We start from the raw sequence: 24,628 nt of genomic DNA, 5'->3' as shown, positions 1-24,628 counted from the left end.
TGGTGAGAAGCGCGATGTAAATACAGCTAGTTTAAGCCCGATCAGCAGAGGAGCAGTTCTCGTGAAACAGGTGACCATGCGAGTTGGAAGTGCGGTTCTGATCGGGGCCTGCCTCGCGATACCGGCCCCTGCGGCCCCGCTTCAGCTCCAGGCGGGATCGAACACCTACACCATAGATCCAGCGAGCTTAGAGATCCGGGCCACCGCACCATCACCTCTTCAAATTATGCCGCCACTGCATGCGCCGGAATCCGTCACAGTCACCGCCGAAGGCCAAGGCTGGCGTTGGAGCGATGTTGAGGGCCGAGAGTTTCATGTCTCGGCAGAAGGCACGGGCCTGCACCTGATCATTTCGGGCAAACCCGGCACCTCTCTGTCCTGGGCCATGCCGCAAGTCGCATCGGGCACATGGTCGATCCCAGATGGCGAAGGCATGGCCTATCAGGTGAATGATCCCTTCTGGCAAAACGTCTATCATCGCCGCAGATGTCTTGGCGGCACCACGCTGCTTTCCTTTCCTGCCTGGAGCCACATAAGCGAGACCCATGCCCTCACCTATGCGCTGGACGACGGCTTTCAATCGAAACTGTGCCTGCAAAACAAAGACGGTCTGCAAGCAGAATTGGTCCATGATTTCGCCGATGGCGCCGAAACCATCGATCTGCATGTCGATATCGGCAAACCCAATCCGCTGGCGCCCGCCCTGTTCTACCGCAGGCTCCTCAAAGAACATGGCCAGTTCAAATCCTTTGCCGATAAGGCCGTGACCAACCTGCCCCGGCTGTTCGGCGCTCCGCATGCCTATGTCTGGGGCGACGGGCGCGACCTTGCCTTTCTCGACGATCTGAAAAAGCTCGGTATCGAACGCATCGTCCTCAGCTACGACCAGGACCCGCACAGCGACAAGCATCTCGTTGGCCCGGCCTATCTGAAAAAAGCCTATACCGAGGGCTATCTCGCCGGGCCTTACGACGCCTTCGAGAATGGTCAGCCCGCGAAAACCGCCGACAGCCCCGCCGCGATATGGCCTGATGACCTTTATCCCTCAGGCTGCTTGCACGATGCGCAAGGCAAACTTGTTCCCGGCTTTGCCAATCGCGGCTGCGAGATGTCCAGTGAGGCAATCGCCCAACGCACGCCATTCGTTCCGGCAGAACGCTATCGCGATCACCGCGCCGAAGGTGCCAGCCAAGTCTTCATCGATGTCGATGCCTTCGGAGATTTCTACAACGATTTCACCCCCGGCCACCTCATGACCAAAGCCAAAGACCGCGCCCACCGCTTGGCCCGGCTCGACTTGGCCCTCTCCCGTTTCGATCTGCTGCAGGGATCGGAGAACGTCACCGCCTGGAGCGCGCCCGTCGCCCATTACTCTCATGGCACAGCGCAGGCGCATGTCATGGCCATCTGGGAAAAGCCGAAGGCGAACCGCTTCGGCGGATATTGGCCCCCGGAGCGCCAGGCGATCTATTTCGCCCCCTACACGCCGACGCCAGACGAAGTGCGCCTCTTGTTCGGCGCCGCCGACCGCCTGCCCTTGTTCGAGGCTGCCTTTCACGACAGCGTGGTGGCGCTTGATCGCTGGGAATTCGGCTTGATGAAAATGCGCGGGCTGGAACGCCAACGCTTTGCCCGTGCCCTGCTCTATGGCACGCCCACCATCTGGAATCTCGACCGCCGCGAACTCGCCCGTGTCGGAACATGGCTCAAGGCCGCGCAAGATGATTTTCGCAGCATCCATGGAACGGATGTGCCCGTCGCCCTCACCGGCTTTGCCTGGCTGACGCCGGATCAGTCGGTACAGCAGACAAAATTCGCCGATGGCCGCAGCATCACCGCCAATTTCGGCAGCGAAAGCTGGAACGACCTAGGCCCCGATTGCGTCCGCGTTGTCAGGCCCAACAAACAGCCGTCAGACGTCTGCCCGCCCGCCGATCCTGCGCCGTTTAAGCAATAAGCCTGTACGCCCCAAACTAACGTCCCACCGGCTGCATCGGGGCGAGCGGTATGCGCGCAGGCATGGCGGTGATCAGGGCGCGGACGTCTACCGGCGGCGGGGCGCTATCGCGCGGCGGGCGGGATTCGAGATCGTCCAAACTATAGGCCGTATTGGTCGCGCGCTCCTTCATGTGCCGCAAGCGCGCTTGTGCTTCATACCAGCGGTTTTTACGCTCGCCATTGGAGCAGGTTTTGCGTTCCTCACCGCGCGCACCCCAGCGCAGCTCAATGCAATCGTAAGGGTCGTAGCTGATATCATAGAGCCGCGCGGGCATATCCAAAAGGCTCAGCGCCACCGGCTGTTTCGCGGAATTAAGATAGGTGAGATCGCAGGTTTTCGCCTCGCGATCATAGGCGGCAAGCATATCGGTCTTCAGATCGAGCCCGTCATAGATGAGCCTGGGATCGCGCTTCACCCACAGATCGATCATCGCCGCCATCTGGGAATAGAAATCGGCAAAACCCGCGCGCAACCGCGCATCGCGCGCGGGCGTCGCGTATTGCTCCCACGCCGCATCGCCGGAATCGAAAATATTGGAAGGCAGCCGCGCGGGATGCGGCGCCTCTTGCACCCTCTGACTGATGGCAAGATCGACCGTCGCGGCGCGGTCTTTCAGATCGCTGCAAAGCCCGCGCAGCGTGACGCGCAATTCGTGCAAGGGATTGAACGGCGTCTTGCCGCCCGACATGGCGGTGCGGACATAGGCGTAGAAGCCCATCTCCTCGCCATCCCAAATAAAGCGCGGCTTTTTGCTGTGGGGCTCGGTGCCGCTATATTGCTCAAGCGAGAAATCGGCGATCTCGCCATTCTTCGCCGCCACGATGCGCCCGCCAATGAGATGGCCTTTGCCATCGTCCTGCGCACCCACCAGCTTCAAAGGGCGCCAGTTCTTCAGGCCGCCGCCAAGCTTGGCGGGGCTCTGGCCGAACTGCGCGCCATAGACGCTGCGGGTGATGGTGAAATCGGGATGCGCGTCCATGTAATAGATGCGGCCATCGGGATCGACCTTATAGACAATGCCGACATGCGCATTGGTGTCGTAGATCACCGTACCGGGGCGGATCACCCCGGGCGCGATGCGCGGCGCATAGAAATCGGCAAGCACACCGTCACCGCGCGCTGCATCGGTGCGAAAATTCGCCGAGAAGACCGACGAAATCAGCTCCCGCACAGCGGAGGCCCCGCCGATACCCTCACCATGATCGACGAAGGCGCGGCGGCTCGTAGGGCGATTACCGGCGGAGGAATGTTTCTCATCCCCCGCCCCCGTCACCCCATCGACAAAAGAAAACGGCAAACCGTTTTTCCAGGCGTAGTAGCCGCGCAAGAGATACGCCCATTTGGCGCAATCGGTGTCGATATCGAGGAAGTGCTTATCGCTGTCCCGAAAAGGATTGGCGGGGTCGCGCAAGCAGCTTTGCGAGGAGGAACAGTTGCTTTCCCCGATCGCCTGAACGAAGCGGGAGAAGCCCGCCTCATCCGCCTCCGACCAGTGATCCTTGGTAATGCGCCAGATGCCCTCGGCATGGCCCGCCGAAAGAATCAAACACGCCCCGAACAGCAACCCCACCCACCCGCGCATAGGCCAAAGCTCCGGTTTGGAGGGAGCAGTGTCAAGCTTGGCGGGATTATGTCACCGGTTACCTTATAATCGCTATAAATGGCAGCGCTGTCACGAGACAGAGCGCCGCGAATTTTTCAGGCAAATAGGGGTCACTCCTTACGCAATCCATCGTGACAATTGCATGAAATGCGACTACAAGATGGCCCACATAAACCGAAGAAAAAAAGGCCAGCGCCTAAGCTCGTGAACGGCCAAGTTCGGGGAGAGGTATCCGTCGGGGGGGACCCTGCGGAAGAAAGGCCGGGCCAACGCCCGGCCTTTCGCATTGTAGCCCATGCCGCATCGCTTTAGCTTGGCCTCTCATGCATTGGGGGGCCTATGTTCGAGCGTTTTTTCCAACTCTCCGCCCACGGAACAACCTTGCGTCGCGAGGTGATAGCTGGTCTCACCACCTTCCTGACCATGGCCTATATCGTGGTCTTAAATCCCACCACGCTGCATTCGTTGGGCTCGCTTCCCTATGAATCGGTCTTCGTGGCGACCTGCCTTGCGGCGGCGCTGACGACCTTGATGATGGGGCTTTACGCCAAACTTCCCGTAGCGCTGGCGCCGGGCATGGGGCTGAATGCCTATTTTGCGTACAGCGTGGTGCCTGGCCTGAACATGGATTGGCGGTTGGGCTTCGGCTGCGTCTTCCTTAGCGGCATCTTATTCGTGGCTATCTCGATCACGCCTGCCCGCGAGTGGCTGATCAACGCGATTCCTCGCAGCCTGAAGCTTTCCATCGCAGCGGGTATCGGATTCTTCCTCGCCTTTATCGGTCTTTACAACGCCGGCTTCGTGGTCAGCGGCCATAACGGCGTGCCGATGATGGCGGGCGAGCTCAATTCCCCTGAAGTGCTTCTGGCGGGCGCGGGGTTGGTCGTGATCGTCGCCCTCGCCCATCGCCGGGTGATCGGCGCGGTGCTGATCTTCCTCCTGGTCGAAATGCTCGATGCTTCCGGCACGCTGACCGCCGTCGCCTATCAAGCCAATATGCTGGACGAAAAAGGGCGCATTCCGAACCTCAGGCGCGCGCTCACCACCGACGCGTTTGGCAGCATGATCGGCGCCGTGCTCGGCACCTCGCCGCTTACCGCCTACATCGAAAGCGCGGCGGGCATTCAGGCGGGCGGACGCACGGGGCTGACGGCGGTCGTCGTCGGCCTTCTCTTCCTGCTCGCGCTGTTCTTCAGCCCGCTCGCACTTGCTGTGCCCGGTTTTGCTACGGCGCCGGCGCTGATCTTTGTCGCCGCGCTGATGGTCAAAGGCCTCAAGGAAATTCACTGGGACGATCTAACTGAAGCCGCGCCTGCGCTTCTCACCGCGCTCGCCATTCCCCTCACCTATTCCATCGCCACCGGCATCGGCATCGGCTTCATCGCCTTTGTGGTGCTGAAGCTGGTGGCGGGGCGCTGGCGCGACCTCAATTGGGCGGTGGCGATTATCGCAGCGGCATTCGCGGCCAAGATCGCCTTCAACTTAGGTGGCTGAATGCAGGTGCCAATGTTAAGCGAGGGAGAACCACTCTCATTAGTTGAGTTAATATAGATAACTTATTCTTTTGGTTGTATACTGAGCCCTTCACAACATCTGGAGGGCTTCATGTCCAATCCACATCCGTTGAACCAAACCGGTATTTTCACGATCACGACAGGCGCCGATGGCGCGCCAACGGTCAAGGCCGTGCTGACGGTCCCCGCGGGCACCAGCATCGTGAATGGCACCGGCGAGCTGAACCAGGCCATCAATCCCCCGCCGCATGCGCCCACTGCCTTCACCGGCGTCGTGCATGCCACCGGCCTCGGCAGCACACAGCAGATCTTCTCGCTGCAGGGTCATGCGATCCCGCCACGCCTCGGCGCGACCTATATCTCCCAGCTCGTCATCGCGCTGGATGGCATCTGGGCCAGTAAGGGCACGGGCAGCTTCATGGTCTATAACGACACGCCGCATCCCACGGTCGTTTCCAAGGCCCTGGTCTCGGTGGAATGGCTGGCGCAATAAATCCGTATACGGACGGCGCCCTTCCCCGGGCGCCGTTCAGGCCTGTTCCAACTCGATCAGCACACCGCCGAAATCTTTGGGATGCAGGAACAGCACCGGCTTTCCATGCGCGCCGATCTTGATCTCACCCAGCACGCGCGCGCCTTGGCTTTTCAGATACGCGGCGGCGGCTTCAACATCTTCCACCTCATAGCAGAGATGATGCATCCCGCCGGACGGATTCTTTTCGAGAAACGCCGCGATGGGTGAATGCTCCCCCAAGGGCTGCAAAAGCTCGATCTTGGTATTGGGCAGCGCGACGAATACCACCGTCACGCCATGCTCCGGCAGATCGACCGGCGCCGAGACCTCCGCCCCCAATTGATCGCGATAGACCGCCGCCGCTTTGGCAAGATCGCTGGTGGCGATGGCGACGTGATTGAGACGGCCGATCATAAGCTTGCTCCCATCCATTGCCCCCATCCCTTACCTCATGACGCGCCTCTCACGAATACGGGAGCATAGCGCGCTTCGGTTGTGATGCCCATCTTGATATTGTAGGAGTATTTGATGCGCCAAACATACGAGCGCAAAAACGGGGAGCATCATGACACACATAATTTCGAATACGCTGCGCATGGCCGCGGCAACTCTAGCCTTTGCATGCGTCCTTGCGGTGCCGTCTCTGGCCCAGAGCGACAAGATGGAGCCGATCGCGGTACCGGCGCAGCCGAACGCCATCACGCTCAACACCGGGCCATTGCCGGGCGCAACGGTGCAGGAATCCTGGCACAGCCAATATGGCAGCGTCTTCGCCCGCAACGTCACCGTCGCCACGCTGACGCCCTTCCTGCCCGATGCGGGCAAGGCGAGCGGCGCAGCCGTCATCGTCGCCCCCGGCGGCGGGTTCATGACGCTCTCCATGCAGAATGAAGGCTGGGATGTCGCCAAGGCGCTGGCCGCCAAAGGCGTCACGGCTTTTGTGCTCAAATACCGGCTCCGCCAAACCCCGGCGGGCATCGATGACTTCGGAAAATCCATGGCGGCGATGTTCGCCAGCGTCGGCAAAGGCCCCCGCCCGTCGAACCCCACCTCAGCCGATGATGTGAACGCAAGCCTTGGCCCGCAGATTGCCGATGCGCGCGCCGCTTTCGCGCTGGTGCGCAGCCGCGCCGCCGAATGGCATATCGATCCTGATCGCATCGGCATGGTTGGCTTCTCCGCGGGTGCAGGCCTCACCATGGCAACGACGCTGGCGGGCCAAGACGCCAAGCCTGCCTTCATCGGCATCATTTATGGCTCCATGGCACCGGTCGCGGTTCCGGCGGATGCGCCGCCGATGTTCGTAGGCCTCGCGGCCGACGATCCGTTGTTCGGCAATGGCGGCTATGGCTTGATCGATAGCTGGCGCGCGGCGAAGAAGCCGGTGGAATTCCACCTCTTCGAACAAGGCGGCCATGGCTTCGGCATGTATCCGAAAAAAACCACCAGCACCGGCTGGTTCGAGGAATATGTCCGCTGGCTGGACATGCACGGCATGCTGAGCCCGAAGAAGTAACTTAGGGAAGGGAAAACCAAATTGTCATCCCGGACGCGCCCGCGATGATCGCGTCATCTGGCACGCGGGCGCGATCTGGGACCCGCTTCTACGCCAGCGCAGATTTCGCTGGCGCTACCAACCTGCGTGCACTCTGCTTCGCAGCGCGCACTTCGGCAGGGATGACAATGTGATCCCCATTTAACCTCCCCCTTGCGGGGAGGTTAAATGGATGTGCTTGGAAAGAACTCTATCCCCCACATCAACCAATTCCACAAACGCACTAACCTCTTCGCGCATCTCACCAATCCCCCGCGCGTAAAAAAACTTCCAAAAATCTATCCCCCTCTTTCAAACCGGACTTACACTTCACCCGTTGCAGCTCGAAGAGGGGGCGAACCGGTCGTCCGATTTGCGAGCTGTGATCGGCGCTTTGCCCAACCGGAGTAACGAACCGGGGACAGCAAAGGGTGTGCTCGGTCGCCCCGCCTGCTCACCAATGGAGACGCTCCAGAGAGCAGATGCGCGCGAGACGTCGCTGGTCGGAAGGCTGCGCTGAAACGGTGTTTTGGAACGATTGCGGGTCAGGCCCCGGACCGTTGCGAAAGCCGCTTCACCGCGAAATCTTTCGGGTGATAGCGCGGCCGATGTCACGTCATAGAACGCCGGGTGCGGGACGCCGGAAGGCGGATATACGCGATGGCTTCAAGTCACCATGCTTGAAGCGAATAAACTGTGCTGCACGCCGCCTCTGGCGCCCCGCACCGCCCCTCTGCTGCAAACGCAGCAGAGCGCGCAGACCTGTCTTCAGCCGGAAAGATGCTACACCACCACCACATCCACCCGCGTGATCGGCTTTTTGCCCCAAGCGTCATTGGCGGTGGAGCGCGCCGCGCGGCGCACCGCTTCTTTCAGCTTGCCCTCGTCGTCCTTCTTCGGGTTATGGCGATGCAGGCATTTCTCCACCGCTTCGCGCACGGCCTCATGCACCGGCTCTGGAATGCCTTCGAAGATGATGGAGGCTTCGGTTGCCGGGCGGCCCTTGCCGTCCAGCACCAGCGTGATCGCGATCATGCCTGCGAAACTGAGCGAGCGGCGCGCCCGCGCCAAGCCGAGGCCCTCCGCCACCAGCACCTCGCCATCGAGATGCACGCGCCCCGCGGGCGTTTCATCGATTACCGATGCCCTGCCCGGCGCAAGGCGGAGCATATGCCCATTCTCGATCACCACGGCCTGGCTCACCTGCAAGGATTTGGCGAGTTCGGCATGGGCATGCATATGGCGCAGCTCGCCATGCACCGGCACGGCGATCTTGGGCCTGACCCAGCCATACATCTCAGAAAGCTCGCCGCGGCAGGGATGGCCCGAGACATGGACGAAGTGATCGTCCGCCGACAGAACATCGACACCCAGCGCCGTCAGCTTGTTATGCAGATCGAAGATGCCGATCTCGTTGCCCGGAATGATGCGCGAGGAAAAGATCACGCTGTCGCCCGGCCCGAGCTTGACCACATGCTCACCCGCGGCGATGCGGGTAAGCGCGGCGCGGCTTTCACCTTGGCTGCCGGTGCAGATGTAGAGCACCTTGGAGGCGGGCAAATTCTCCGCATCCTCAGGATCGAGGATGGGCGGGAAGTCTTTCAGATAGCCGCTGTCTTTGGCGGCCTGCACGATCTTATGCATGGCGCGACCGACAAGCACGATATGGCGGCCATTGGCCTTCGCGGCCTTGGCGATGGTATCGACGCGCGCCACATTGGAGGCGAAAGCGGTGACCGCGATACGGCCCTTCAGCGTGCCGATGAGTTCGGTGAGCGATTTTTTCACATCGCCTTCAGAACCGGAATGGCCTTCCACCAGCGCGTTGGTGGAGTCACAGACCATTGCCAGCACGCCCTCGTCGCCCAGCGCCTTGAAGCGGTTGATGTCCGTCGCTTCGCCAAGCTGCGGCGCGGGATCGATCTTCCAATCGCCAGTATGCACCACCGTGCCGAGCGGGGTTTTGATCGCCACCGCATTGGGCTCGAGAATAGAATGGGTGATGGAGACGAGTTCCAGATCGTAAGGCCCGATGGAGAATTTTCCATGCAGCGGGATCTCGTGCAGCTTCACCTTTTCGCGGATGCCTGCCTCGATCAGCTTGCCTTCGATCAGCTTCGCCGTGAACGGCGTGGCATAGACCGGGCATTTCAGCATCGGCCACAAAAGATGGATGGCGCCGATGTGATCTTCATGGGCATGGGTCGCGACAATGGCGAGAACATCTCGGCGGCGTTCGGCAAGGAAAGAGATATCCGGCACAATGAGATCGACGCCAGGGGTCGCAGCCTCACGGCCAAACAAGACGCCGCAATCCAGCACCAGCCATTGCTTGTCCTCGCCAGGGCCATAGCCATAGGCGTTGAAGTTCATCCCAATCTCGCCCGCGCCACCCAGCGGGAGAAGCACCAACTCGTCGTCGTTAATTTTCGCCACCAACTCTGCTTTCTATTTTTATCACTCGGCTTTATTGCGCGCGTAAAGCTGCACCAGGCCGCGAATAGTCAAATCCGGGTCGTAATGATCGATTGCCGCCGTTTGGCGATAGAAGACGCGGCCGAGCCCGCCGGTTGCGATCACCGTCATCGCCTCGCCGTACTCGGCTTTGGTGCGGTTCACGATGCCTTCGATGAGACCGATATAGCCCCAGTAGAGGCCGGACTGCATCGCGGGCACCGTGTCCTTGCCGATCACGGAAAGAGTGCGGGCGACAGCCACCCGCGGCAGCGCGGCGGCAGCCTTGTGCAGCGCCTCCGCCGAAAGATTGATGCCGGGCGAAATGATGCCGCCCTCGTAATCGCCATTGGCGGCAACAATGTCGAAGGTGGTGGCGGTGCCGAAATCAACCACGATGGCCGGTCCGCCATAAAGCGCATGCGCCGCCACCGCATTGACCAGACGGTCGGCACCCACCGCTTCCGGGCGCTTGGTGAGAATGTTGAGGCCGAGCTTCACGGCCGGATCGCCGATCACCAGAGGATCGAGCTTGAAATAGAGTTTGCAGAGCTGGCGCAGATCAAACAGCGCGGCGGGCACCACGGTGGCGATGATGGCGCCATCGAAATCGGCGAAGGAAAGCTCGTTCAGCTCCATCAGCGATTTCAGAAGCACGGCATATTCATCGGCGGTGCGCGTGGGCTGAGTGACGGTGCGCCATTGGCAGCGGATAGTCTCGCCGTCAAAGACCGCGAAAACGATATTGGTATTGCCGACATCGATGGCCAGAAGCATGCAATCTCTCCTACCTCCCCATTGGTGAGAGGTCAGGTGAACTTAGAAAAACACCTCACCGGCGGCGATGGTCCGCACCGCGCCATTCGGAAGCTCCAGGAGCAGCGCGCCCGTCTCATCGAGATCGCGGAATACGCCATGGATGTCTTCCGCCGCGAGGCGAACCCGGATGGGCCGCCCAATTCCATAAGCCCGGGCGAGCCACGCCGCACGCAAGGGGGCGAAACCCTCCCCGCGCCAGACCTCATACCATTTCAAAAAGGCGCCAGCGAGGCGGGTGAGCGCGGCCTTTGGCGCAGGCGGGGTCAGCCCCAGAGCCCCCAAAGCGGTGGCAGGAAATTCCGTCTCGGGCGGGAAAGCGGCGAGATTGACGCCAATGCCGATGGCGAGAAAGCGCATCAGCCCATCCGGCTGGGTTTCGGATTCCAGCAGGATTCCGGCGATTTTCCGCCCTTCGACCAAGACGTCATTCGGCCATTTGAGACGGATGTCGTGCCTGCTCGCGTAATGAGCGAGCATGTCGGACACCGCCAGCGCCGCGGCAAAGGAAAGCTGGGCGCACTCTTGGGCAGGGCGATCGGGCCGGATCAGAAGCGTGGCGGAGAGATTGCCCGGCGGGGCTTGCCAGACGCGACCGCGCCGCCCCCTCCCCTTGGTCTGACGTTCGGCGGTGATCCAGAGCGGCCCCGCCTCGCCCGCCAGCGCCCGCCGACGGGCCTCCTCATTCGTGGAGTCGATGTCCACAAATTCGAGGAGGCCGCAGCCTGATGGCCAAGACGTCAATGCAAGATAGCCGAAGCCGCCACGCCCGCCGGGCTGACCAGCACCCACGGCACCGCGATGAGCGCCACAGTGAATACAGTCGAACCCGCCAGGATCAGCCCCATGCCGGGACCACCGAAGCCCTTGTCGAAGCCCTTGGCAGGTTCATCGAAGTAGATGACCTTGGCGATGCGCAGATAGTAGTAAGCGGCCACGCAGCTTGCGAGCACGCCCAGCACAGCCGGCCAGAACAGGCCTGCATGCACCGCGGCACCGAAGACGTAGATCTTGGCGACGATGCCACCCAGCGGCGGCAGACCGGCAAGGCTCCACATCAGCGCGGAGAGCGCGAAGGCGAAAGCCGGACGGCTGCGGGCAAGGCCAGCGAGGTCAGAGATCGATTCCACCGGCTTGCCGTCGCGGCGCATCGCCTGGATGCAGACGAAGGTGCCGATATTGGTGATGGCGTAATAGGCGATGTAGACCAGCATGCCCTTGGCGCCTTCCTGCGTGCCCGCTGCAAGACCGAGCAAGGCATAGCCCATATGGCCGATGGAGCTATAGGCCATCAGACGCTTGATGTTGTTCTGGCCAATCGCCGCCACGGCGCCAAGCCACATCGAGAGCACCGAGACCACCACGATGATCTGCTGCCACTGATGGAAGGCACCCGGGAACGGCACCAGGATGGCGCGGATCATCAGCGCCAGCGCTGCAACCTTCGCCGCAGTGGTGAAGAAGGCGGTGATGGGGGTCGGCGCACCTTCATAGACGTCCGGCGCCCACATATGGAACGGCACCGCCGAAATCTTGAAGCAGAGGCCCGCGATCAGGAACACGAGGCCGAAGATCAGGCCGATGGAAACGCCCGAGCCGACGATGATGCCCGCCACCGCCGAGAACTCGATCGAACCAGTGAAGCCGTAGATCAGCGAAATGCCATAGAGCATCATGCCCGAGGAGAGCGCGCCGAGAACGAAATACTTCAGGCCCGCTTCAGTGGAGCGCACGCTATCGCGGTTGAAGGCGGCGAGCACATAAAGCGCCAGCGACTGCAATTCGAGGCCGAGATAGAGCGAGAGGAAGCTTCCCGCCGACACCATCACCATCATACCGAGGGTGGAAAGGCCAATCAGAACAGGAAGTTCGAAGCGGTTCTGCTTATCGAGGCTGAAGAAGTTCGAGGCCATGATGGTGCAGAGCGCTGCCGTGCCCAGGATCAGAAGCTTGGCAAAGCGCGAGAAGGCATCGACCGTGAAGGCGCCACCGAAGGCCGTCGCCGGCTCCGCCGTCACCACCACACAGCCGATGAGGAACATCAGCAAGGCCATCAGGATCGAAACGAGCTTGGCCGAGCCCTCGCCCGTCGCCGCGCCGATCATCAGGGCCACCATGGAACCGACCGCGAGGATCAGTTCCGGCGCCACGACAAGAAGATCATGCGAGATGGTCATTGGGCGTTCCTCGCCAGATGAACGGATTGATGCGTGCTGCGGTCATAGGCCAGCGCGGTGTGGTGCTGCTGGATGAGATGCGCGACCGAGGTCGAGGTGACGTCGAAGACGAACTTCGGATACACGCCCATCAGGATCGTCACCACCACCATGGGGGCCAGGATCGCGGCTTCGCGCAAGGTGAGGTCCTTGATGCTCTGCAGCGCGGGCTTGACGAGATCGCCGAAGATCACGCGCCAGTAGAGGTAGAGCATATAGGCGGCGGAGAGGATCACGCCCGTGGCGGCGAAGATCGCCACCCAGGTCTGGACATGGAAGACGCCCAGCATGGTGAGGAACTCACCGATGAAGCCCGAGGTGCCCGGCAGACCGATATTGGCGAGCGCGAAGACCATGAAGAAGGCCGCGTAAACCGGCATGCGGTTCACCAGCCCGCCATAGGCGGCAATCTCGCGGGTGTGCATGCGGTCGTAGACCACACCGACGCAGAGGAAGAGCGCGCCCGACACGACACCATGGCTCAGCATCTGGAATATGCCGCCATCAATGCCCTGCTGGGTCAGCGTGAAGATGCCCATGGTCACGAAGCCCATATGGGCGACCGAGGAATAGGCGATCAGCTTCTTGATGTCTTCCTGCGCCAAGGCCACCAGCGAGGTGTAGATGATGGCGATCACCGACATGGCAAAGACCAGCGGAGCCAGATCGGCCGAGGCCGAGGCGAACATCGGCAGCGAGAAGCGCAGGAACCCGTAACCGCCCATCTTCAAGAGAATGGCGGCGAGGATCACCGAGCCCGCGGTTGGCGCTTCGACGTGCGCATCCGGCAGCCAGGTATGGACCGGCCACATCGGCATCTTCACCGCGAAGCTCGCGAAGAAGGCGAACCAGAGGAAGTACTGCGCCCAGACCGGGAAATGCGCCGTCGCAATGATGGTGGGGATGTCGGAGGTGCCCGTGGTCAGGTACATCCACAGCATCGCCAGCAGCATCAAAAGCGAGCCCAAGAGCGTGTAGAGGAAGAACTTGAAGCTCGCATAGACGCGCCGCTTGCCGCCCCAGATACCGATGATCAGGAACATCGGGATCAGCCCGCCTTCGAAGAAGACGTAGAAGAGGAACAGGTCCAGCGCCGCGAAGACGCCCATCATCAGCGTTTCCAAAACCAGGAACGCGATCATGTATTCGGGCACGCGGGTTTTCACAGCATCCCAGCTCGACAGGATGGTGAAGGGCATCAGAAGGCCCGTCAGCACAATGAAGAGCACCGAAATGCCGTCCACACCCATGTGATAGGTGATGCCGGTGCCGGGACCGAACCATTCGGCCTGTTCGACAAACTGGTAGGCCGCAGTCGACCCGTCGAAGCCGCTCCACAGATACACCGTGAGCACGGCATCGATCACGGTGACGATCAAGGCAACCCAGCGCGCCGTGGTGGAGCGTGTGGCGTCACTGCCCTTGGTGGCGAGGATCGCCAGAACCCCGAGCAGCGGCAGGAAGGTGATGATGGAAAGGAGGTGATTCATGGCGCCTTACCTCCAGGTCCACATGAAAAAGGTCGCCAGGCCCACCACGCCGATCAGCATGGCGAAGGCGTAGTGATAGACGTAACCGGATTGCAGCCGGACCGCGCCACGCGTGGCATCAAGGATGCGGGCGGCAACGCCGTCGGGCCCGAGCCCGTCGATGGTTTTGCCGTCGCCCCATTTCCATAGGAAGCGACCGATGGCTTTGGCTGGCTGCACAAAGAGGAAGTTGTAGATCTCGTCGAAGTACCATTTGCGATACAGGAAGAGATAGAGAACGCCCTTCTTCGCCGCGAGCTGCGCGGGCAGTTCCGGCTTCACGATGTAGAAGTAATACGCGATGCCGAAGCCGAGGGCGGTCAGGAGCAGCGGCGCGAATTCCACCAGAAGCGGGATGTCGTGCTCGTGCTCGGCATTGTGGCCGAAGGCGAGCGCAACCGCACCGCGCCAGAACTCGCCCTCGCCGATGAAGAAGTGCACGAAAGCAAAGCCCGCGATGACCGCGCCAACGGCGAGCACGCCAAGCGGGATCAGCATGACGGTCGTGGGCTCATGCACCTCTTCCAGCTTGGGCGCATGGTGGCCGTGATCATCATGATGGGCATGAGCCTCGTCATGGTGGTGATCAAGACCGCGATAGCGGCCGTGGAAAGTCATGAGGAATTGACGCCAGGAATAGAAGGAGGTCATGGCGGCCGCGACCAGGGTCATCACGAAGGCATATTGGCCGACAGTCGTGCCCGAGAGATAGGCCGAGTTGATGATCGCATCCTTGGAATAGAAACCGGCAAGGCCGATCCCCGCGACCGGAAGGCCGACGCCGGTGAGCGCCAGATTGCCGATCAGCATCATCCAATAGGTGAAGGGAAGCTGCTTACGAAGGCCGCCCATCTTGCGCATGTCCTGCTCGTGATGCATGGCGACGATCACCGCACCCGCTGACAAGAACAGCAGCGCCTTGAAGAAGGCATGGGTGAAGAGGTGGAACATGGCCGCGCCATAGGCCGACACGCCAGCCGCCACGAACATGTAGCCGAGCTGCGAGCAGGTCGAATAGGCGATCACGCGCTTGATATCGTTCTGGAACAGGCCCACCGAGGCGGCGAAGAATGCCGTGGTGGCGCCGATGATGGTGACGAACTGCAAGGCGACCGGCGCCAGCTCGAACAGCGGCGAGGCGCGGCAGACCAGGAACACGCCCGCCGTCACCATGGTGGCGGCATGGATCAGCGCGGAGACCGGGGTCGGGCCTTCCATTGCGTCCGGCAGCCAGGTGTGCAGGCCGAGCTGGGCCGACTTACCCATCGCACCCACGAACAGAAGCAGGCAGATGGTGGTCAGGATATCGACCTGATGACCGGCGAAGAGGAAGGTCTTGCCCGCAAAATCCGGCGCCGCCTGGAACACTGCATCGAAATCGAGCGTTCCAAAGGTCCAGTAGATCGCGAAGATGCCAAGCATGAAGCCGAAATCGCCGACGCGGTTGACCACGAAGGCCTTCAAGGCCGCGGCGTTGGCGCTAGGCTTCTTGTACCAGAAGCCGATGAGCAGATAAGAGGCCAGACCCACGCCTTCCCAGCCGAAGAAAACCTGCAGGAAGTTGTTGGCCGTCACCAGCATCAGCATGGCGAAGGTGAAGAGCGAGAGATAGCTGAAGAAGCGCGGACGATCCGGATCGTCGTGCATATAGCCGAAGGAGTAGAGGTGCACGAGGCTGGAAACGCCGGTCACCACGACCAGCATGACCGCCGTGAGCGTGTCTACCCTCACCTGCCAGCTGGTGGTGAAGTCGCCGGAGGCGATCCACTGCCAGAGCGTGGCGATCTGGGCATGGCCGAGAATGGCCACGTCGTAGAATGCGTAAACCGAGAGCGCGAGGCTGGTGAAGAGCCCGATCGTGGTGATGAGCTCCGACGGCCGTGCCCCGAGCCAGCGCTGGAAGACGCCGACGAAGGTGGCGGCGATGATCGGGATGAATACGAGCGCTGCGTACAACATATCAGCCCTTCATCAGGTTGACGTCGTCGACCGCGATGGTGTTGCGGTTGCGGAAGTAGACGACGAGGATGGCAAGACCGATGGCGGCCTCGGCGGCGGCGACCGTGAGCACGAACAGGGCGAAGACCTGTCCCATGAGATCGCCGAGATAGCTCGAGAACGCCACGAAGTTGATGTTGACCGACAAGAGGATCAGCTCAACCGACATCAAGATGATGATGATGTTCTTCCGGTTGAGGAAGATGCCGAACACGCCGATGGTGAACAGCGCGGCGGCGACTGCCAGATAATGGCCGAGTCCGATTTCCATTATTGTACCCCCTCGCCCGGCTTCACATCGACGAGCGCCAGTGAATCCGCCTTCTCGCGGCTGATCTGGTCCCAAGCCTTCTGGCGGCGCACGCCCGGCTTATGGCGCAGCGTCAGAACGATGGCCCCGATCATGGCAACGAGCAGGATCATGCCCGCCGTCTCGAAGTAGAAGACGTAATCTGTGTAGAGAATGTGCCCCAGCGCGGCGGTGTTGGTGACACCCGAAGGCATCGCCGCGCCGCGCACCGCCTTGGTGGCGAAGTTCCACTGCGAAGCGACCGCGATGAAAAGCTCGGCGACCAGGAGGCCGCCTATGCCAAGGCCCGGCAGAAGGTAGGACTGCGCGCCCTTCTTCAGCTCGGCGAAGTCGACATCGAGCATCATCACCACGAAGAGGAAGAGCACCGCCACCGCGCCGACATAAACAATGACCAGCAGCATGGCGAGGAACTCTGCCCCCAGCAGCACGAAAAGACCCGCAGCGTTGAAGAAGGCGAGGATCAGGAACAGCACGGAGTAAACCGGGTTCCTGGCATTGATCACCACCAGTCCGCTGAGAAGCAGCACCGCGGCGAACATATAGAATGCGATTGCTTGCAAGATCATGTCAGCCTCACCGATACGGCGCGTCGAGTTCGATGTTGCGGGAGATGGCCTGTTCCCAGCGATCGCCGTTCGCAAGCAGTCTGGCCTTGTCGTAGAAAAGTTCCTCGCGGGTTTCCGTCGAGAATTCCAGGTTCGGGCCTTCCACGATGGCGTCCACCGGGCAGGCTTCCTGGCAATAGCCGCAATAAATGCATTTGGTCATGTCGATGTCGTAGCGCGTGGTGCGGCGGCTGCCGTCGTCGCGCGGTTCGGCTTCGATCACGATGCACTGCGCCGGGCAGATGGCTTCGCAGAGCTTACAGGCGATGCAGCGCTCTTCCCCGGAGGGATAACGGCGCAACGCGTGCTCGCCGCGGAAACGGGGCGACTGGGAGGCCTTCTCGAAGGGATAGTTCAGCGTGGCCTTGGGCGCAAAGAAGTAGCGCATTGAGATGATGAAGGCCTGAACGAACTCCCAGAGGAAGATCTGGCGTGCCTTTTTATCGAGGTATGCCATCGAACTAGCCTCCGAACAGATGGGGAAGAACAGGACGGATGAAGACCACCCAACCGGCCGCGATCACCACCCAAGCCATCGAAATGGGGAGCAGGAACTTCCAGCCCATGCGCATCAACTGGTCATAGCGGTAACGCGGAACAAAGGCCTTGGTCATCGAGATCATGAAGAAAAGGAAGATGATCTTGAGCAGCAGCCAGAGCACGCCCGGCACCGCGTTGAGCGGGAAGATATCAACCGGCGGCAGCCAGCCACCGAGGAACATGATGCTCATCAGTGCGCAGAGCATGATGATGTTCATGTATTCGCCGAGGAAGTAGAGCAGGAACGGGGTGGAGGAATATTCCACCATAAAGCCGGCCACGAGCTCGGATTCGGCTTCCAGAAGGTCGAAGGGCGGACGCTGCGTCTCGGCAAGGCTCGAGATGAACATCACCACGAACATCGGGAACAGGATCGAGAAGGCGTACCAGCCATGCGCCTGGGCATGGACGATGGCCGTCAGATTCAGCGATCCGGCAAAGAGCAGCACCGTAATAATGACGAAGCCGATGGAGACCTCATAAGAGACCATCTGCGCGGCGGAGCGCAGCGCAGAGAGGAAGCCGTATTTCGAGTTCGAGGCCCAGCCGCCCATGATAATGCCATAGACGCCCAGCGAGGAGATGGCGAAGAGGTAGAGCACGCCCACATTGATGTCGGCGATCACCCAGCCATCATCGACCGGCACCACCGCCCACGCGGCGAAGGCCAGCGTTGCCGAAATGATCGGTGCAGCGAGGAAGATCACCTTGTTCGCGGCCGCCGGGATGATCGGCTCCTTGAACATGAACTTCATGGCGTCGGCGAAAGTCTGCAAGAGGCCGAAGATGCCCACCACGTTCGGGCCCCGGCGCAGCTGCACTGCCGCCCAGATTTTGCGGTCGGCCAAAATCCAGAAAGCGACCGAGACCATGACGATGGCGGCATAGAGCACGATCAGCAGCGTCTGGCTGATGGTCCAGGCCGCGGCATAGGGCATGGTGCCCAGACCGAAATAGGTCGGCAGGTTGGTGAAGAATTGGATCAGAACGCCCATCGCCCTACTCCGCCGCCATCTGGGTTTCGCCGCCGTTGAGGAGTACGCGGCTGCATTCGGCCATCACCTTGCTTGCCCGGGCAATCGGGTTGGTGAGGTAGTAATCGGAAATCGCATGGGTGAGCGGCACCTCTGTTTCCAGCGGGCCCGCAGCCCCAAGGCTGCCCCAGATCGCGGGATCGGCGCCTTCATGGCGCGGCAGCTTACCAAGCGCACCATACTGCGGCAGCTCCGCGGCGAGCGCGCGGCGCAGCGCATCAAGGCTGTCATAGGGCAGCGGCGCGCTCAGCTCCACGGAAAGAGCGCGCAGGATGGCCCAATCTTCCTTGGCCTGTCCCGGCGGGAAGGTGGCGCGGGGGGCTTCCTGCACCCGGCCTTCGAAGTTCGCGTAAAGCCCATCCTTCTCGGTGAAGGCAGCGCCCGGCAGGATCACGTCGGCATAAGAGGCGCCGGCATCGCCATGGCTGCCCTGATAGACCACGAAAGGACGGCCCATGCTTTCGAGCGGCAGTTCATCGGCGCCGAGAAGATAGATAAAGTCGATCTCGCCCTTCTGGGCGCCATCAATGATCCCGGCGACGTCACGGCCACCCTCAGCAGGCACAAAACCGAGATCGAGCGCCGCGACGCGGGAGGCGGCGGTGTGCAACACGTTGAAGCCGTTCCAGCCGCCCTCTTCCGCCGTGCCCGCCGGACCGATGACGCCGGTCTCGCGCGCCAGCTTGGCGACACGCGACAGGATCTGCGCCCCGTCTTTGCGGACGAGCGCGCCATTGCCGAGGATGATCATCGGGCGCTTGGCGTTTTTCAGAACCTCGGCGAAAACATGCGAGCCATCGAGCAGGCCGTCGAGCACAGCGACATCACTGCCGAGCTGTTCCACCGGATAGGTGAGATCGACCGCCGGGCCTATATTGGCGATGGCAAGAGAGCTGTTCAACCAAACGCGGCGGATGCGGGCATTCAGCACCGGGGCTTCCCAGCGCGGATTGGTGCCGATCAACAGAATGGCATCGGCCGCTTCCACGCCCGCGATGGAGGTGTTGAAGAGATACGTCGCGCGCGCGCCGCCGATCTTGGCGCCGTCCTGGCGGCAATCGAGGTTGGCGACACCGAGGCCGCGCATCAGATCGCGCAGCGCCTTGATTTCCTCAGCGGCGGCAAGATCGCCGACGATGGCCGCCATACGTTCGGGCTTGGTAGCTTTCACGCGGGTGGCGATGACTTCAAAGGCATCCTGCCAGGAGGCGGGCGTGAGCTTGCCGTTCTTGCGCACATAAGGCCGGTCCAGACGCTGCGCGCCGAGACCATCCCAAATGTGACGGCCCTTATCGTGCAGCCACTCTTCGTTGATGTCTTCATTGAGGCGCGGAAGGATCCGCAGCACGCCGCGGCCACGCGTATCGACGCGGGTGTTGCAGCCCTGGGCATCCATGATGTCGATGCTTTCGGTGTGGCGCAGTTCCCAAGGACGCGAGGTGTAGGAATAGGGCTTGGAGGTCAGAGCGCCGACCGGGCAGAGATCGACCACATTGCCCGACATTTCGGACTGGAACGCCTTTTCGAGATAGGTGGTGATTTCCATATCTTCGCCGCGGCCCGTGGCGCCGAGATCGGGGACGCCCGCCACTTCCGTCGCAAAGCGCACGCAGCGGGTGCACTGGATGCAGCGGTTCATCTGGGTCTTGATCAGCGGGCCCATATACTTGTCTTCGACCGCGCGCTTGTTCTCGTGGAAGCGGTTGAAGGCATCGCGCCCGTAATACATCGCCTGGTCTTGCAGGTCGCATTCGCCGCCCTGGTCGCAGATCGGGCAATCCAGCGGGTGGTTGATGAGAAGGAATTCCATCACCCCTTCGCGCGCCTTGCGGGCCACCGGCGAAGTGGTGTTGATCTTGGCGGGCGTGCCATCCTTGTTCGGGAAGATATCCTTCACCTGCAAAGAGCACGACACTTGCGGCTTGGGCGCACCGACCCACTCCACCATGCACATGCGGCAATTGCCGGCGACGGACAGCCGCTCGTGATAGCAGAAGCGCGGAATCTCGGCGCCGGCCTGCTCGCAAGCCTGCAACAGCGTGAGGTTGTCCTCCGCCTCGATTTCCTTGCCGTCGATAATCAGTTTACGGGCCATGGGTCACTTATTCCCGATATAGGGGCGGATAATATCGCGCCAGCGGAGGTAACCCTCACCCGACAAATGCAGATCATCGGGCGTGAGTTTGGGATCGAGCCGTCCGCCGGCCACGAAATGGGGATAGAGATCGATAAAAATCAGGCCGCGCCCCTCCGCCACCGCTTTGATCGCGGCGTTCACGGCACGCACCTTGTCGTCGTATTGCGGCTGGCGCGGCAGAAGGCTTTCGACATAGACGGTGGTGCCCGGCAGGCCGATCTTCAACGCATCGAGGCAATCACCGACATTGGCGGCAATGCCTTCCGGCGTAAGCTTGCCGAATTCGACGTCGTTGGTGCCAATCTGCAAGAGCACCGTGGCGGGCTTGGCCGCGATCACCTGATTGATGCGCGCTTTCAAGCCCACAGTGGTGTCGCCCGCGATGCCGAAATTACGGCTACGCACTTCGGGGAAGAGCTCGTTCCAGCGCATCCAATCGGTCAGGCTGTCGCCCACAAAGGCCACACCACCATCGAGCGGCGGCATGATACCGAACTGGGTGACGCGCAGGACGTAGGTGTTGATGTCCCAACTATGGGGGAACCACTCCGGCGCGGGCATGGTGACGCCCACGCTTTCCGTCTTGGGACGGAGGCTGGAAGACGCGTCCGGTGTTATCTGGGCAAGCGCAAGGCATGCGAAAGCGGGAGCAAAAACCCCTGCCCGCACCGTCGCCTTGATCCAGCCCCGCAGCATCATGTTATTCCGCCGCCTTTGCCGCCGCGCGGTATTCGAGGATGCGCCGCTCCATCTCCGGACGGAAATGACGGATCAGGCCCTGGATCGGCCACGCCGCGGCATCGCCGAGGGCGCAGATCGTGTGGCCTTCCACCTGCTTGGTCACTTCATAAAGCAGATCGATCTCTTCGACCGAGGCATTGCCCTTCACCATGCGAGTCATCACGCGCCACATCCAGCCGGTGCCTTCGCGGCAAGGCGTGCACTGACCGCAGCTCTCATGCTTATAGAAATAGGAAAGACGCTGGATCGCCTTCACGATGTCGGTAGACTTGTCCATCACGATCACCGCAGCGGTGCCAAGACCGGTTTGCGCCGCCTTCAGGCTGTCGAAATCCATCAGCACCGTGTCGCAGACCGATTTCGGGATCACCGGCACTGAGGCGCCGCCCGGAATAACCGCGAGGAGATTATCCCAGCCGCCGCGCACGCCACCACAATGCTTCTCGATGAGTTCCTTTAACGGAATACCCATCTCCTCTTCGACATTGCACGGCTTGTTCACATGGCCGGAGATGCAGAAGACCTTGGTGCCCGTGTTGTTGGGACGGCCGATGCTGGAAAACCATTCCGCGCCACGGCGCAGGATGGTCGGCGCCACCGCAATGGATTCCACATTGTTGACCGTCGTCGGGCAGCCATAGAGACCGACATTAGCCGGGAATGGCGGCTTCAGGCGCGGTTGACCCTTCTTGCCTTCAAGGCTTTCGAGCAGTGCGGTTTCTTCACCGCAGATATATGCGCCCGCGCCGTGATGGACATAAAGATCAAAGGGATAGCCGTGGATGTTATCCTTGCCGATGAGCTTTGCGGCATAGGCTTCGTCCACCGCGCGCTGCAACGCTTCGCGCTCGCGGATGAACTCACCACGCACATAGATGTAGGCAACATGCGCGCGCATCGCGAAGCTCGCGATCAAGCAGCCTTCGATCAGCGTATGCGGATCATGGCGCAGGATATCGCGATCCTTACACGTGCCGGGTTCGGATTCGTCGGCATTGACCACGAGGTAATGCGGACGCTCCTTCACTTCCTTCGGCATGAAGGACCATTTCAGGCCCGTCGGGAAGCCCGCGCCGCCACGGCCGCGCAAGCCCGACTTCTTCATGGTGTCGATGATGGCATCGACGCCGCGTTCCAAAATGGCCTTGGTGCCATCCCAGTTGCCACGACGCTTGGCAGCTTCAAGCCCTGCGCTTTGAAAGCCGTAGAGGTTGGTAAAGATGCGGTCATTATCGGCGAGCATCAGACCTTCTCCTCCAGCGTCGTCAACGTTGTAGGCCCGCCTTCCGGCTCGGAGGAATGACGGCCGTTCTGGGGGCCGGTCTTCGGCTGTTCGCCGCGGCGGATGGCTTCGAGAATTTCGCCGGTCTTCTCGCCGGTGAGGTCCTCATAAGGATCCTTGTCAATCAGGATCATCGGCGCATTCACGCAAGCGCCAAGGCATTCCATCTCTTCCCAGGAAAACTCGCCATCGGCCGAAACCGTGTGCGGCTTTTCATGGATGTGCTTCTTGCAGGCCTTCACCACCTCGTCGGAACCACGCAGCCAGCACGGCGTTGTGGTGCAGACCTGGACGTGATGCTTTCCGACCGGCGAAAGCTGGAACATGGTGTAGAAGGTCGCCACTTCCAACACGCGGATGTAGGGCATGTCGAGCAGCTTGGCGATCTCTTCGACCATCGGCTTGGTGACCCAGCCTTCCTGCTCCTGACCGATCCAAAGCGATGCAATCACCGCAGAGCGCTGACGCTCCGGCGGGAATTTGGCGATCCACTGATTGACCCGTTCCATATTCGCTTCATTGAAGGCGAAGCTTTCGGGCTGTTGTTCGTGCAAACGGCGAACGCTCACCGGTCCACCTCCCCAAAAACGACGTCGATCGAGCCGATAATGGCCGAGACGTCGGCCAGCATGTGGCCCGTGGCAAAATGTTCGAGCGCCTGCATCGAGGCATAAGACGGCGCGCGTATCTTACAGCGATGCGGCTTGTTGGAGCCGTCCGACACAAGATAGACGCCGAATTCACCCTTGGGCGCTTCCACCGAGGCATAAACCTCGCCTTCCGGAACGCGGAAACCTTCGGTGTAGAGTTTGAAGTGATGGATCAAGGCTTCCATCGAGGACTTCATCACGGCGCGGCGCGGCGGCACGATCTTGTTGTCGGTCGACACCACCGGGCCTTCCGGCAGGTTCTTCAAGCACTGCAGCATGATCTTATTGGCTTCGCGCATCTCAGCGACGCGGATGCAATAGCGATCATAGTTGTCGCCGTTCTTGCCGATGGCGACCTGGAAATCCATCTCGTTATAGCATTCGTAGGGCTGAGCGCGGCGCAAATCCCATGGCACGCCCACCGAACGCAGAAGCACACCAGTCAGGCCATAAGCCTCGGCATCTTCGCGCGTGAGAATGCCGATCTCGACATTGCGCTGCTTGAAGATACGATTCTCGGTGAGAAGCGTTTCGATATCGTCGAGCACCTTCGGGAAACGCTCGCAGAAGGCGATCATGTCTTCGATCAGCTTGGGCGGCAGATCCTGATGCACGCCACCGGGCCGGAAGTAATTGGCGTGCAGGCGCGAGCCGGACGCGCGCTCATAGAACTGCATCAGATCTTCGCGGGCTTCAAAGCCCCACAGCGGCGGGGTGAGCGCGCCCACGTCCATTGCCTGGGTGGTGACTTGCAGCATGTGCGAAAGAATGCGGCCCACCTCACAGAAGAGCACGCGGATATATTGGCCGCGCTTGGGCACTTCCAAGCCAAGGAGCTTCTCGATGGCCATGCAATAGGCATGCTCCTGGTTCATCGGCGCCACGTAATCGAGACGGTCGAAATACGGGATACTCTGGATATAGGTCTTGGTCTCCATCAGCTTTTCAGTGCCGCGATGGAGAAGACCGATATGAGGATCAACGCGGGTCACCAGCTCACCATCAAGCTCCAGCACCAAGCGCAACACGCCGTGCGCTGCCGGATGCTGCGGGCCGAAATTGATGGTGATGCGACCGTCGTCGGATTTAGCGCCGTCCTTCAGCCAGGGTGGGCATTCATCTTTCCGGAAGTTCTCGTAATCTTGCATG

The 24,628-nt window shown here is 61.1% G+C and carries 21 protein-coding genes; 4 read left to right on the top strand and 17 right to left on the bottom strand.

Features of this window, described 5'->3' with window-relative positions:
- Positions 1 to 61 precede the first annotated feature (61 nt).
- On the top strand, positions 62 to 1,957 hold the full coding sequence (locus tag FHS83_RS14440) for a glycoside hydrolase (RefSeq protein ID WP_167083640.1): 1,896 nt from the start codon (positions 62 to 64) through the stop codon (positions 1,955 to 1,957).
- A 16-nt stretch (positions 1,958 to 1,973) separates the two neighbouring features.
- Here FHS83_RS14440 and FHS83_RS14435 read toward each other — a convergent pair whose 3' ends face one another.
- Positions 1,974 to 3,581: a hypothetical protein gene (locus FHS83_RS14435; protein ID WP_167083639.1), complete on the bottom strand. Its 1,608-nt coding sequence runs from the start codon at positions 3,579 to 3,581 to the stop codon at positions 1,974 to 1,976.
- 360 nt (positions 3,582 to 3,941) lie between these two features.
- On the opposite strand from FHS83_RS14435, the gene FHS83_RS14430 reads away from it, so the two are divergent.
- Both FHS83_RS14430 and FHS83_RS14425 read left to right on the top strand, forming a co-directional pair.
- Entirely contained in the window at positions 3,942 to 5,096 is a 1,155-nt protein-coding gene (locus tag FHS83_RS14430) for an NCS2 family permease (protein WP_167083638.1), read from the top strand.
- Between the two features lie 111 nt (positions 5,097 to 5,207).
- A complete protein-coding gene (locus FHS83_RS14425; protein WP_167083637.1) occupies positions 5,208 to 5,609 on the top strand; it encodes a DUF1842 domain-containing protein in 402 nt (133 codons plus the stop codon).
- Positions 5,610 to 5,645: 36 nt separating this feature from the next.
- On the opposite strand, the gene mce is transcribed toward FHS83_RS14425, so the two are convergent.
- On the bottom strand, positions 5,646 to 6,044 hold the full coding sequence (mce, locus tag FHS83_RS14420; RefSeq protein WP_167083636.1) for a methylmalonyl-CoA epimerase: 399 nt from the start codon (positions 6,042 to 6,044) through the stop codon (positions 5,646 to 5,648).
- A 151-nt stretch (positions 6,045 to 6,195) separates the two neighbouring features.
- Between mce and FHS83_RS14415 the strand changes: the two genes are divergently transcribed.
- Positions 6,196 to 7,146: an alpha/beta hydrolase gene (locus FHS83_RS14415; protein ID WP_167083635.1), complete on the top strand. Its 951-nt coding sequence runs from the start codon at positions 6,196 to 6,198 to the stop codon at positions 7,144 to 7,146.
- Between the two features lie 801 nt (positions 7,147 to 7,947).
- Here the strand turns inward: FHS83_RS14415 and FHS83_RS14410 are convergent.
- From FHS83_RS14410 to FHS83_RS14340, 15 genes are read right to left on the bottom strand one after another with little or no spacing between them, the layout of a single operon-like run.
- Positions 7,948 to 9,600 carry an MBL fold metallo-hydrolase RNA specificity domain-containing protein gene (locus tag FHS83_RS14410; RefSeq protein WP_208414813.1) on the bottom strand — a complete coding sequence of 551 codons (1,653 nt, stop codon included), beginning with the start codon at positions 9,598 to 9,600 and terminating at the stop codon, positions 7,948 to 7,950.
- 21 nt (positions 9,601 to 9,621) lie between these two features.
- Entirely contained in the window at positions 9,622 to 10,395 is a 774-nt protein-coding gene (locus FHS83_RS14405; RefSeq protein ID WP_167083634.1) for a type III pantothenate kinase, read from the bottom strand.
- Positions 10,396 to 10,437: 42 nt separating this feature from the next.
- Entirely contained in the window at positions 10,438 to 11,226 is a 789-nt protein-coding gene (locus FHS83_RS14400; protein ID WP_208414811.1) for a biotin--[acetyl-CoA-carboxylase] ligase, read from the bottom strand.
- Positions 11,175 to 12,611 (bottom strand): NADH-quinone oxidoreductase subunit NuoN, encoded by a 1,437-nt coding sequence (gene nuoN, locus FHS83_RS14395; RefSeq protein ID WP_167083633.1) that lies wholly within the window; start codon positions 12,609 to 12,611, stop codon positions 11,175 to 11,177. Before nuoN ends, FHS83_RS14400 begins: the two co-directional genes overlap by 52 nt.
- Positions 12,608 to 14,140, bottom strand: a complete 1,533-nt coding sequence (locus tag FHS83_RS14390; protein WP_167083632.1) for an NADH-quinone oxidoreductase subunit M — start codon at positions 14,138 to 14,140, stop codon at positions 12,608 to 12,610. The genes nuoN and FHS83_RS14390 overlap by 4 nt, the downstream gene beginning before the upstream one ends.
- A gap of 6 nt (positions 14,141 to 14,146) precedes the next feature.
- A complete protein-coding gene (gene nuoL / locus FHS83_RS14385) occupies positions 14,147 to 16,138 on the bottom strand; it encodes an NADH-quinone oxidoreductase subunit L (RefSeq protein WP_167083631.1) in 1,992 nt (663 codons plus the stop codon).
- Between the two features lies 1 nt (position 16,139).
- Positions 16,140 to 16,448, bottom strand: coding sequence for an NADH-quinone oxidoreductase subunit NuoK (nuoK, locus tag FHS83_RS14380; RefSeq protein WP_167083630.1), 309 nt, complete (start codon positions 16,446 to 16,448; stop codon positions 16,140 to 16,142).
- Complete coding sequence (locus tag FHS83_RS14375; protein ID WP_167083629.1) at positions 16,448 to 17,056, bottom strand: NADH-quinone oxidoreductase subunit J; 609 nt, start codon at positions 17,054 to 17,056, stop codon at positions 16,448 to 16,450. Before FHS83_RS14375 ends, nuoK begins: the two co-directional genes overlap by 1 nt.
- 7 nt (positions 17,057 to 17,063) lie before the next feature.
- Entirely contained in the window at positions 17,064 to 17,552 is a 489-nt protein-coding gene (nuoI, locus tag FHS83_RS14370; protein WP_167083628.1) for an NADH-quinone oxidoreductase subunit NuoI, read from the bottom strand.
- A gap of 4 nt (positions 17,553 to 17,556) precedes the next feature.
- Complete coding sequence (nuoH, locus tag FHS83_RS14365) at positions 17,557 to 18,600, bottom strand: NADH-quinone oxidoreductase subunit NuoH (protein WP_425061528.1); 1,044 nt, start codon at positions 18,598 to 18,600, stop codon at positions 17,557 to 17,559.
- Between the two features lie 34 nt (positions 18,601 to 18,634).
- Positions 18,635 to 20,764, bottom strand: coding sequence for an NADH-quinone oxidoreductase subunit NuoG (nuoG, locus tag FHS83_RS14360; RefSeq protein WP_167083627.1), 2,130 nt, complete (start codon positions 20,762 to 20,764; stop codon positions 18,635 to 18,637).
- 3 nt (positions 20,765 to 20,767) lie between these two features.
- Positions 20,768 to 21,505 carry a GDSL-type esterase/lipase family protein gene (locus tag FHS83_RS14355; RefSeq protein ID WP_167083626.1) on the bottom strand — a complete coding sequence of 246 codons (738 nt, stop codon included), beginning with the start codon at positions 21,503 to 21,505 and terminating at the stop codon, positions 20,768 to 20,770.
- 1 nt (position 21,506) lies between these two features.
- A complete protein-coding gene (gene nuoF, locus FHS83_RS14350) occupies positions 21,507 to 22,790 on the bottom strand; it encodes an NADH-quinone oxidoreductase subunit NuoF (protein WP_167083625.1) in 1,284 nt (427 codons plus the stop codon).
- Complete coding sequence (gene nuoE, locus FHS83_RS14345; RefSeq protein ID WP_167083624.1) at positions 22,790 to 23,398, bottom strand: NADH-quinone oxidoreductase subunit NuoE; 609 nt, start codon at positions 23,396 to 23,398, stop codon at positions 22,790 to 22,792. Before nuoE ends, nuoF begins: the two co-directional genes overlap by 1 nt.
- Entirely contained in the window at positions 23,395 to 24,627 is a 1,233-nt protein-coding gene (locus FHS83_RS14340) for an NADH-quinone oxidoreductase subunit D (protein ID WP_167083623.1), read from the bottom strand. Before FHS83_RS14340 ends, nuoE begins: the two co-directional genes overlap by 4 nt.
- Position 24,628: the final 1 nt, after the last annotated feature.

Source organism: Rhizomicrobium palustre, from assembly GCF_011761565.1.
Classification (GTDB): domain Bacteria; phylum Pseudomonadota; class Alphaproteobacteria; order Micropepsales; family Micropepsaceae; genus Rhizomicrobium; species Rhizomicrobium palustre.
Note: the sequence above shows the minus strand (reverse complement) of the source record. Positions and strands in the feature narration are given on the sequence as shown.